10 protein-coding genes are annotated in these 11,996 nt (G+C 31.7%); 4 read left to right on the forward strand and 6 right to left on the reverse strand.

Translation table 11 applies throughout. The features are described 5' to 3' along the window. Positions 1–522 carry a winged helix-turn-helix transcriptional regulator gene (locus tag Mjas_RS08165; protein WP_421077663.1) on the forward strand — a complete coding sequence of 174 codons (522 nt, stop codon included), beginning with the start codon at positions 1–3 and terminating at the stop codon, positions 520–522. 78 nt (positions 523–600) lie between these two features. Beyond that, positions 601–1,599: a phosphatase PAP2 family protein gene (locus tag Mjas_RS08170; RefSeq protein ID WP_421077664.1), complete on the forward strand. Its 999-nt coding sequence runs from the start codon at positions 601–603 to the stop codon at positions 1,597–1,599. Here Mjas_RS08170 and Mjas_RS08175 read toward each other — a convergent pair whose 3' ends face one another. After that, on the reverse strand, positions 1,600–1,947 hold the full coding sequence (locus Mjas_RS08175) for a hypothetical protein (protein ID WP_421077665.1): 348 nt from the start codon (positions 1,945–1,947) through the stop codon (positions 1,600–1,602). It abuts the gene before it with no gap. 119 nt (positions 1,948–2,066) lie between these two features. Between Mjas_RS08175 and Mjas_RS08180 the strand changes: the two genes are divergently transcribed. Next, positions 2,067–3,260, forward strand: coding sequence for a hypothetical protein (locus Mjas_RS08180; protein ID WP_421077666.1), 1,194 nt, complete (start codon positions 2,067–2,069; stop codon positions 3,258–3,260). A gap of 15 nt (positions 3,261–3,275) precedes the next feature. Here Mjas_RS08180 and cobK read toward each other — a convergent pair whose 3' ends face one another. After that, on the reverse strand, positions 3,276–4,040 hold the full coding sequence (cobK, locus tag Mjas_RS08185) for a precorrin-6A reductase (RefSeq protein WP_421077667.1): 765 nt from the start codon (positions 4,038–4,040) through the stop codon (positions 3,276–3,278). Between the two features lie 163 nt (positions 4,041–4,203). Beyond that, a complete protein-coding gene (locus Mjas_RS08190; protein ID WP_421077668.1) occupies positions 4,204–6,354 on the reverse strand; it encodes a CARDB domain-containing protein in 2,151 nt (716 codons plus the stop codon). Between the two features lie 100 nt (positions 6,355–6,454). On the opposite strand from Mjas_RS08190, the gene Mjas_RS08195 reads away from it, so the two are divergent. Then, positions 6,455–8,080: an NrpR regulatory domain-containing protein gene (locus tag Mjas_RS08195; RefSeq protein WP_421077669.1), complete on the forward strand. Its 1,626-nt coding sequence runs from the start codon at positions 6,455–6,457 to the stop codon at positions 8,078–8,080. Positions 8,081–8,112: 32 nt separating this feature from the next. Here the strand turns inward: Mjas_RS08195 and Mjas_RS08200 are convergent, their stop codons facing one another. The 3 genes from Mjas_RS08200 to Mjas_RS08210 form a co-directional block, all read right to left on the reverse strand. After that, positions 8,113–10,395, reverse strand: a complete 2,283-nt coding sequence (locus Mjas_RS08200) for an OB-fold nucleic acid binding domain-containing protein (protein WP_421077670.1) — start codon at positions 10,393–10,395, stop codon at positions 8,113–8,115. A gap of 163 nt (positions 10,396–10,558) precedes the next feature. After that, the gene (locus Mjas_RS08205) at positions 10,559–11,095 is read right to left on the reverse strand and encodes a 2-oxoacid:ferredoxin oxidoreductase subunit gamma (protein ID WP_421077671.1); all 537 of its coding nucleotides are present in this window, start codon (positions 11,093–11,095) and stop codon (positions 10,559–10,561) included. 90 nt (positions 11,096–11,185) lie between these two features. After that, on the reverse strand, positions 11,186–11,983 hold the full coding sequence (locus Mjas_RS08210) for a 2-oxoacid:ferredoxin oxidoreductase subunit beta (RefSeq protein ID WP_421077672.1): 798 nt from the start codon (positions 11,981–11,983) through the stop codon (positions 11,186–11,188). Between the last annotated feature and the right edge of the window lie 13 nt (positions 11,984–11,996).

Below are 11,996 nucleotides of genomic sequence, written 5' to 3' on the forward strand. Positions count from 1 at the left end.
ATGGATGAGCTCTGTCTTGAAAGTAGAAAGAAAATATATAACTTGATAAAAAAATCTCCGGGAATACATTTTAGAGAAATTGAAAAAAGGTTAAATATGGCAGTTGGAAGCCTGCAATACCATCTTCACTATTTAGAAAAGAGAAATATTATAAGAAGCGAGCATTATGGGGATTATGTAAGATATTTCCCAAAAGACTGCCAGTTGGATGATACTGATAAAAAGATATTATCTTTTCTAAGGCGTAAAACTTCACGGCATATATTGCTGTATCTTTTAGAAAAACCTGCGAATCACAAGGAAATATCTGAAAATATAGGGCTATCCCCATCCACAATTTCATGGCATTTAAATAAACTGGTAGAAGCAGGAATTGTTGAAAAAACAAAAAAAGGACGAACTAGTCTATTTAAAGTTAATAATTCTGAACGAATAATTAATCTCTTGATAATATATAAAGAAAGTTTTTTTGATAAACTTGTTGATGGATTTGTGGAAATATGGGAGAATGCCGAATTATGACATAATAACATTGCAATTAATCATAATCTGTATTCATTAAATAAAAATAAAAAAGAAATAAAATAAGCGGTGAGTTGTATGGATTTATATCCGATAATGCAAAATATAGTAAATAATTATGGATATTTGGGAATTTTTTTGGTTTCATTTACAGAGGCATTTATCCAACCCATCCCACCAGATATTTTCATTATGGGAGCTCCCATGTTTGGATTGAGTCCAATATATTCTGCCATTGTGGCGTCAATTGGAACATTGTCTGGCGGATTATTTGGATATTTCCTTGGAGATAGGTTAGGACATCCTGCATTTTCAAGATTATTTGGAAAAAAATATTTAATAAAAGGAGAGCATTTTTTCGATAAATATGGATTTTGGGGAGTTTTTTTAGCTGGAATAACGCCCATTCCCTATAAAATCATAGCATGGTTGGCAGGAATTTTTGAAATGAATAAATCATTATTTGGTGCTGGAACATTTATTGGTAGGTTCCCAAGATTTTTGCTTGTGGCATATTTTGGATATGAGCTCAGAAATATTAATTTCTCATCATTGTGGGACATGAATATTCAATTATTTTACTTAATAAATTCGCATAACAATTGGATACTAGATAAATTCAACATATTGCTATCCCAAACCACATATATTGTAATTGGAATATTGACTCTTGCAATGTTTGTAAAATATAGAGATTTGGGCAAAAGAATTATAGTAGGTCTTGGAATTACCTTTTTAATAGTATTTCTATTAAAATTTGGAATCAACGAACCACGACCTTATTTAAGCTTAGACGGAGTTCATTTACTATTAAATGAAGGAACCGAACCATCATTTCCAAGTAATCACACCACAATGAGCTTTGCATTATCTACAATGTTATTTAAGTACCCAAACACAAAAAAGATTGGAATAATATTATTTATCTGGGCATTATTGGTTGGATACAGTAGGATATATACTGGTGTGCATTATCCATTTGATGTGGCATTTGGTGCAATATTGGGGATTGCATGCGGTTGGTTTGTTATGAACTTTGAAAATATGAAGGATTATTTATTTAAGATTTTTAAGTGATTATGACGCAACCATTTGAGCTCCTGCTCTTTTAATCTTCAATGGCATTTTTATTTTTATTTCTTTTTCTTTTGATAAATTAAGGAGATTTGGTATTACTTCTATAATATTATTCAATATTTTAAGAGATACCTCTTCTGGGACTTCATTAAACTTACTGTTTAATATCTTTCCCTTCACCGATATTTTAAATGGAAATTCCCCATCAGTTTTCAAGCTGCATTTGTACTCAAATCCATCCTCTTTTTTACTATATTCTATATTCCAGTCCGTATCTAATTCCAATTCTGCCCCTTTTGGATTTTTTTCAGGTCGTTTTATACAGAGCTCCGATATTGTTAATATCATAATATCACCAAAAAATTTATAAATTTTAAGTAATATTATTATGCAATTAAGTATATATAATTTATGATTTAATGTAATAATAGTATTACTAAATAATGATTAATATTGGTTGTGATAATATGAATAATATGAATTGTAATGCAATAAAACATGATAAATACGATAAACTCGTTTGGAATGAAAATAAGCACAAACTACCCTATCGTGCCCAATACTTGGATGAAAGTAGAATAGAAGATATATTTTATCTGTTTTTTAAATATCATGTGGAGGTTGTAAAACATGACTCCATTATAGACTCCATTATGAATAACAGGCATTACAAAAATATTAAGGTCATTACCAGTTTAGATGAGTCCTATTCAGTTATTGCCACATCTTACTTTTCTGAAAAATTCGATAAAAAAAAGAAAGAAGAAAAAGAAGATTATAGCGAAAACATGGTAAATGATATAAGCGATATTATGGAGGAGCTCGGTAGTTATATGGAGAATATCTCGTCATCAATAAATACCATCTGCGGCAAAGGTAATGGGGTAAAAAGCTATACAAATCCGAAGAAAAAAATGGAATTAGCAGAGGAGCTTTTAAAAAATAGGCAGTTAAATGAATTTATAGAAAAATTGGGGAAATTTAAAAGGATGGCATTGAGAAAGCAAAAAACAAAAATAAAACACTTCAATGGAGAGAAACACGATATAAAATATGGCAGTGATTTATCAAAATTGCTTATAACTGAGGTAAAAAACCTATCTGATGAAGGTTTATATGTCGATTTTTTAAAAAGATTTTCAGAGCATAAATTGTTAAATTACGAGATTTTAAATCATGAAGATACCAAAGGAGATTTTATCGTATGTTTGGATTTAAGCGGTTCTATGAGGGGAGCAAAAGAAATCTGGGCTAAGGCAATTGCATTATCCCTGTTGGAAATTCAGCTAAGGGATAAAAAAAGATTTATCTGTATATTATTTGATGATGATGTCCGAGAAATAAGAATATTTGATAAAAAACCATGTTCAGAGGATATTATTGAATTTGCTTCTATATTTTTTGGAGGAGGAACAAATTTCGAGAAGCCCCTTAAAAAGGCATTGGATTTCAATGGAGACATTGTATTTATAACTGATGGAGAGTGCGACATGCACTGGCAATTCCTTGAATATGTGGAAGAAGTTAAAAAAGGAAAAATCTTCACATTCTGTATAAACATAAGGCCTACTGTAAGTTTAAAAAAGATATCTGATAAAGTAATTACAATTCATCAACTAACTTCAAGAGGAGCAGAAGAGTTATTTGATACTGTCATTTAGATGCGGTAGCATGCACTAAATTTTAATATGATTTACAATATAATTTACCAAATCATCTATTTTATCAAACTTTAATGGATAGTTCATTTTAGGCCTTTCCACGATTATTGGAGTTGCATTTGCTTCAATAGCTCCCATTACCTTCTCATTTAGTCCGCCGCTGTTTCCGCTGTCCTTTGTAATTATTACATCGCAGTTATAATCCATTATTAAATATTTATTCAACTCTTTTGAAAATATTCCCTGCATGCTTATTATATTTTTTGAGGGCAATATATTCAAGGCATCATTTATAGATACTGGAAGCACCCTTGCTATTAATCTATCTTTACCAATTATTTCAGCAACATTTTTTAAGTTTTTTATGCCTGCCAAATACATTATATTTTTTTTACTCAGTTCAAGAGCTCTCACTGATGCCTCTTCAAAATCTTTAACATATATGGCATTTTCATAAATCTTTTGAGGTCGTTCATATCTAATGTATGGAATATTTAAATCTTTTGAAACTTGTAGAGCTCTCTTGGTGGCATTTACTGCAAATGGATGTGTGGCATCTATTAGGATAGATATATTATTGTTTTTAATTATATCTTCAAGAGTTTCATTGTTATCTTGCCTTGAAATTACTTTATTTGAATGTTCTTTTGCCAATTCACTGCCGTAATTTGTGGTTGTTGTGGTTATTGTATAGATACCATCTATTTTTTTTAATCCTTCTGCTATTTTGTTTGCGTCGCTTGTTCCTCCCATTATAAGAATATTTACAATATCTTGCATGAGCTCACCAAATTAATTTTTCTAAAAAAGATACTAATGTTAAATTATAAATAATGTTGATAAAATAGAGCTCGTTGGAATATATTGGTGTCATGGGATACAATTAAAAATGTAAAATTAATATTAGATAAAATTATATAAAAAAGAAAAATTTATATTTTAATTAATTATAGTATTTTCCGTTTACCCATGAATTGCTTATAACTATGTGCCCACTGTTTATTAATTCATCCAAATTATTTCCTGATAGTGTTTTAATATTTGAGTTTTTGATTGATATTTTACCGTTTTTAAGTTCCGTATATTTGAGTGTAGATACATTACAATTTTCAATATCTATTGTTGAGCCCCAATCTGGTAATGAACCAATATCTAAACTGTCAATGTTTGAATTTTTTATCGTTGCATGACCTGAGTTTGAGACTCCTTTTATATTAACTGTTGATAGTGTGGAATCTTCAATCTCAACTCCATTCCAATTACATACAATTCCTGTTTTCACTGAACTTCCTAATGCCTCATCAATGTACAATTTTCCACCGCTTGTTATATCCCCTACATCAACGGAAATTAGACCGAGGACACCTTCGATAGTTATATCTGCATTAACATTTCCATTAACAGTTAATTTTTCAAGTTTGCATCCATCTTCAACATATATTTTTCCATTATATCCTGTTGAACCTAGTATATTTATTTCCTTTAGGGAACTTCCATCTTTGACTTCAATATCACTACCACTTAATTCATTAGCTTCTAAGTAGTTTAAACTTGAAGAGTGTTCCAATAGTATTTTTGGATTTCCAGTTAATTTGTTAATTTTTATGCTGTTTATTGCCGTATTTTCAAAGTTAATTTCTGGACCTCCATCCATATTATTTATTACAATATCTCCAATTACTACATTTTTGAATTTCGGTTTTCCACCACCTACGATATTTCCAAGGTTCATGCTGGTTATTCTTCCACTTTCAAAGATTGTTTCTGCACCTCCTCCAAAATCACCACTATCGGTTTCAAATGTCCCTATGGAGAAGTTTTCAAACTTTAAATTTGCCCTTCCTGTTATTTTATTTACATAAAATGTTCCAATATCTGAATTATATATATTAAGATGAACTCCACCTCCAATTTCGGAAGCTCCTCCTTTTTTTCTTATAGTAAATGTATCAATTTCAGGAACATCTATATCTAATTCACTACTGCCGTCAAGATAAGCCTGCAAGGATTCTATTTTTTGGAGATTTCCTAATTTATATTTTGCACTTCCTGTTACATATATATCCCCATACACTGTGCCATTTGCATTATACTCATAATCCGAATACCCATTTGTTTTTAGTGAAATATCGCCTGATACAAACTCTGCGTCATCTGCATCTATCATGTCTTTTGTCAATACGCCTTCTGTATCTCCGGATAATTCTATATATAAATTACCAGCTCCGTTTGCATTGTTATTGCCCTGAACAGATATATTTACACCAATATCTACTGAAATATCATTATTGCTCTCATTTGATTCATTTACTACATTATAATAATCTACAACAGCTTTGAGTGTATGATTTTCAATGGTGCGGTCCTTACCCTGATATTTATTTTGTTGTTGATTTTTGTTATTATTGCCATTATTTTGATATTGTTGCTGGTTTCCTCCTCTTGAAGTTTTAAGTTCATATTCAAAAGTAGCATACCACTGATTATCACCATCTTTTTGAGCAGTAACCTCATCAACCCATTTACCATTATCATATAGTGCTACTTTAAAGTTCTTTGATACATTTCCAGCACCAATATTTTCAATATCCACACGTATTATTATATTGGCGTTGTTGTTCAAATGACCTCCTTTGTGTCTAAACTGATTTGTTGATTGCTGATTATTTCCATTATTTTGAACATTTTCCCTATAACAGTGTCCTATTTCAGTTCCGTTTGAATATTTGACAACCATACTATTTGGAACCAAGTCAGGGAGAACATTTGTATTGTTGTTAGAATCTGACGTCTCACTATTGTTATTGGTATCGCCAGTATTATTATCATTAGTAGTAGTTGGTGAGCTCACATTCTCATTTTTAATTTTGGTATCGCCAGTATTATTATCATTAGTAGTAGTTGGTGAGCTCACATTCTCATTTTTAATAAATCCACTGAATGATATTTCTTTTATTCCTTCAACTTGAGTATTTTTAAAGCTTGGATTCTTAACCATTTCCAAACTTACAACAGTTCCTCCAAGAACCACGGCAAAAATTAATAACATTAATTCAAGGGATAGCTGCCCTTTTTTGTGAAATATATTTGACATAATACCACCATATATAAAAAGTATAACCATTATAATTTATGTGTTGCATGATATTTATATCTTGTCATAACGATGAATATAACTTATAGCAGGTGATATTTTGACTAATAACTTAGATGAAAAACTTGTTGAGATTTTGAGCATACTTTCAGAATATGATGAACCAGTTGGTGCCAAAACCATAGCAAACGAACTTAAAAGACGAGGTTATGAGATAGGGGAACGAGCAGTGAGATATCATCTTCAATTATTAGATGAAAAAAACCTCACTGAAAAATTTGGATATTCTGGAAGAACCATTACTGAAAAAGGATTGGAAGAACTCAGTAAAGCAAATATATCATATAGAATTGGCTCAGTATTTTCTCAAATAATGGAGAAACTTTATTTATCAAATTTCCCAACGAAGGTGATTATAAATAAAACTGTCTTTGAAGGAGATTATGAAATGATAAGAGATTTGGTATTAAAAGTAATAGATAATGGATTCTCCATTGGCGATTATGTAAATATTAAAAAAGACAGTGAAAATCCGAACTTAATAAACATTGAAACATTATGTTCAATTACATTTGACAATTTTTTGTTAAAAAATGGCATACTTTCAATGCCAAAATATGGAGGTATTGTTAAATTTGAAGACTACGAACCGGTTTATTTTGAAGGAGTAATAGATTTTAGGAAATCATCCATAGACCCCTTAGAGGCATTTATTACTAGGGGAAAAACTGATGTATTGGGGATAATTGAAAATGGAGAAGGATATTTACCTGCCAATTTTAGAATAATTCCGAGCTCCATAATGGAAAAATTTGAGAACCTTTTAAAAAGAGATTTATTAAACGGTGTTTTAAGTTATGGTGAGGACAATGTATTGGGGCTCAGTTTAAACGAAGGAGAGATTGGTGTTGCCCTTGTTGGTGGTTTATCCCCAATATGTCCTGCTGTTGAAGATGGTTATCCTGTAAGAATTAATGCAGCCACAACCTTAAAGGATTTGTCCCTTATGGAAAAAAGAAATAAAAAATACCTGCATCCAATAAATAAGAGAGGGAAAGTTAAAATAATGCCTGTTTTATCAAAGATGCTGTCCATGCTGCATAATGTAAATTACGACATGGAAAGTGAAAAGGGAAATGTGCTTGTGAATACCGGCTATGTTAATAAAAAATATGAAGATGAGGTTTTAGATGCGTTAAAAGAATGCTATGAAGCTAAAACAATAATATCCGATAGAATTGGAATAGAAAGAGCAGGCAATCAGATAGTAATAAACACATTATGTTCATCAACCATAGATGGTATTTTCGTAAAATACGGTGTTCCAATTATACCATATTACGGTGGTGTTTTGGAGCTCGGCAAAAATAGATTCATTGATATAATTTCCTATGAAGGAACATCATTGGACCCTCATGAAGTATTTTTTAACAGAGTCGATGGCGAAAAAACAATTTTGTCGGGAGTAAGAAAAGTCCCAATGGCAGCAAGAGAAAGTTTAATTAACATCGCTGAAAAACTTAATTGGACGGGGATACTTGAAGTAGGAAAACCAAACAATGATATTTGTGGAATAAAAGTTGAAAAAGGCATGTTTGGATTTGTAAGTATTGGTGGGATAAACCCATTTGTTATAATAAAAAATAAAGGCATTCCTATTGAAATTGCAGCACTTCATGATATGAAAGAATATTCAGAATTAGTTCCATTGGAAGAATTATATTAAATAAATTTTTTTATTAAAATTTTAAAGATTTTTTATTGATATTTCATCTCTTTAATGATTTCTATAAATCTATTTAATACCTTTTCTCTTAATCCTTCAACAAACTTTAAACTTCCAGCACACTCGTGACCTCCGCCGTCTAAGGAAGCTTCTGGAATCTCTTTTATAAGCTGTTCTATTATAATATTTAGATTGAAGTTAAATCTTTCGCTAACTGCATCAGTTGCCCTAACAACACCAAAATCCGGACCATAAGATATTGTTATTATTGGTGTTTCTTCCCCGTATTTTTGAACTATGGAATCATGGGCAAAGCCACATGTTTTTCCAGGAGCGGGAAATGTGAATTTATGGGCATATTTTTCTACATCCAGTGTATTTAATATTATTCCATTATCAAGTTCTTCGGTTTTTATGGCAGGTATTACCGCTTTCATTTGCCTATCTACCATTTGCATTGCTCTATTGTATAATATATCAATTAATTTTTCATGCCTATTTAGTTCTTTCTTATTTATTCCAAGTATATCTTCTACAATACCTCTACCGTTCATGAATCTTAAATAAAATGCTTCGAAATCCATACATAATCCAATTTTATCTAAATCGTCTCTTGTATATTCTTTTCCGCTACCATATTTTTTACTGCATTCTGTTAAATCTTCCAATGCTATTTTTACATATTCATCTACTTCTTTTCCTTTTGCATGGTCTCCAACCACGGCTATGCCTGGAAGATGCTTTATTTCGTCAGTAACATCTTTGTTTATCATTCTTGCAACTTCCGTTGCTAAAACCCCTGCGGTTAAGTTGCTATCTCCACCAACAAGGTATGGATTCACATGAGCTCTTACATATTCATCCACTTCTACCTTACCATCTACAACTTCTCCTGGATAGTGGTGGTCTATCACAACAACATCTATATCGTATGCCTCAGCTTGTGATATTGCAGGTATATCCTCGTTGGTGCTTCCATTATCTGCCAATACAACCAATGGCATCTTTTGACCAAACCTTAACTTATCCTCTAATGAGAATGCCAAGTCTTTTGTGATATCTTCCAATTCATAAAATGGTGCCTTAGATGGACTTCTCCTGAAATAGTGCCATTGTGCATCGGCATCTATTGAAAATTCACTTAATATTGGGAGTATTGCCTTTTCAAGTGCTACACCTGCACAGTATCCGTCGGTATCTGCATGATGCCGTATAATCACAGGTTTTCCATCCAATATTGCTCTTCTTATTCTTTTTGCCACATCGGCCATTTTAGGCCTTAATTTTTCAAGTATTGGACTATCTACAAGGAATTCTATATCACTGTATGGTTCTGATTTTCTATCTAATTCTCTTTCTATTTTGTCCTTTACAATATCAGCTTTTTCTCCTTCGAGTTTTACCAATTTTATTCTTTCAATTTGAAGTTTTCCATCTCTTATGGAAACAGTCCCCACCACATCTACAATATCTCCTACCATTATTTCAGGGTGGGTTCTTAAACCTGCAACTTCAAATGCCGCTATCCATGCAGTATCTGTTCCATCGGTGATGGTGAATATTGTTGGACCTGGTGTTTGAGTAATTTGGATAATTTCCCCTTGAATATGGACTACTTCATCCCTCATTTCAAGTATGCCTTTATCGGTGATTTCCTTTATTGTTGTTAATGGGATGCTCTTTTCAAGTTTTTCAATTTTATAGTTTGCAATTGGAATATATCTAAAATCAACCTCCCTCTTTTGCGGTTTTAATTCAGATACTTGCACAACAACTTCATCCCCTATCTTAAAGTCCCCTAATCTTTTTCCAACCATTTCACGAGCTCTCAACAAACCCCTTGTCTGGTCATTTAATGAAATGAAAACCCCATATTTTTCAGTTCTTGATACCGTTCCCTTGTAGAATTTACCCTCTTCTAAATCGTTCATTCCACATAGGTTGTCTAATATATAAACTGTTTTCAAGTTTTTCTTTTTTTCTTCTTCTTCCTTTTTACATTTAGCACATAATGTTTTATTTTTATCCTGCGGATATTTACCTATATATTTATCGCATTTATCGCATTTTACAATTTTTCCACTTCCTCCACAGTAATCACAGGTGTCATATATTGGAATCTTTCCAGAGCCTTTACAGTTCGGACATGGCACCTCTGCAACATCTAAATCGTATTTAGATTTTTTAGAAACTCCCTTAAAGTGGGATTTTGTGTTAAATTCTTCAATATAGCCAGTTCCCTCACATTCAGGACATGATTCATACCCAACAATTTTTTTTCCTGTTCCTTTGCAAATTGGACATTTATCTATCATACTACACCACTTTAAATTTTAATAAAAATAGTAAAAAATAATATTTAAAATAATATATAAAATTCAATATATATAGAATTCCTTTATTATAAAAATTTAATTATAACTTATAAAGATTAAACTATATAAATATACAAATCAAATAATAAATTATTTTAAAAAATTATTCAATATAGTTATAACCTTTCTCAAAAGCCAATATATTCTTTTTTTCAGTGCCCTTAGGAACACTATCCAATACAGCTTTTTCCATGGCATCTTTTGAAACAATATTGGTTATTTTTGTGAGAGCTCCGAGCATTACAATGTTTGCAACTATTTTCAAACCAACTTCTTTATGGGCAATTTCCGTGAATGGAACTTGATATACGTTGAAATTATTTTCATAATCCTCAGGTATGGAGACAAGGTCTTTATCAACAATTACGCATCCATTTTCTTTTACATCCATTCCATATTTATCAAAGGCAGGTTGGGACATGCAAACTAATATATCAGGTTTTATTACCTTTGGAAAGCTTATTTCTTCCTCAGATATTACAACCTCAGATTTACTTGCTCCTCCTCTTGCCTCAGGTCCATAAGATTGTGTTTGAACTGCATTCTTGTTATCGTAGAGTGAAGCACCTTTACCTAAAATCACACCTGATAGGATTATCCCCTGACCTCCAAAACCTGATAGTCTAATTTCTTTCCTCATAATTCCACCTATGTTTATTCACATGTTGGTATTTTTAATATTTTATTAATTTTATTTTTATGTTGTTTATAGAGTGATAATGATTATACATTATTTCTGCAATATCTTTAACTGTTCTATGAATTCTGGTTTTTCAATATCCAAAAACTCTCCTACAATGATTTTATTTTCCAACTCTTCCTCTGAGAGATTTTCAGCTTTTTTAATAGTTATTGAATTTTCTTTAAAGAATTTCATCATTTCAGCAGGATTCTTCGAAACATTAAATCTTCCGTAATATGTTGGACATTGTGCAATTACTTCAATAAATGAGAATCCTTTTTTCTCTATTCCTTTTTTTATTGCATTTGATAACTGAATAGGATGTGCGGTAGTCCATCTAGCTACATGGGTTGCACCTGCGGCAATTGCCAACTTGCATAAGTCCATAGGATTTTCTGGATTTCCATAGGGTGCAGTGGTTGCCTTTTTTTCATGTGGTGTAGTTGGGGAACATTGTCCTCCGGTCATTCCATATATGTTGTTGTTTATACAAATAACAGTTATATCTATGTTTCTTCTGCAACCGTGAATAAAATGATTTCCTCCAATTGCGGATAAATCACCATCTCCGGTAAATACAACGACCTTCTTATCATCTCGGGCAACCTTTACTCCTGTTGCAAATGCGATTGGTCTTCCATGGGTTGTGTGCAATGAATCACAATCTAAATATCCTGGAAGCCTTGATGAACATCCAATTCCAGATATTGCTATATAATCCTCGGAGCTCATGTTTAATTTTTCAAGGGCATTTGCAAAACAGTTCAATATAATTCCATTTCCACAACCTGAACAAAATATGTGTGGGAGCCTATCTTCTCTCATATATTTTATTGCTGGATGCATATTATCACCATTA

The organism is Methanothermococcus jasoni (assembly GCF_049075655.1).
In the GTDB taxonomy this organism is placed as follows: Archaea; AGJL01; Methanococci; order Methanococcales; family Methanococcaceae; genus Methanofervidicoccus.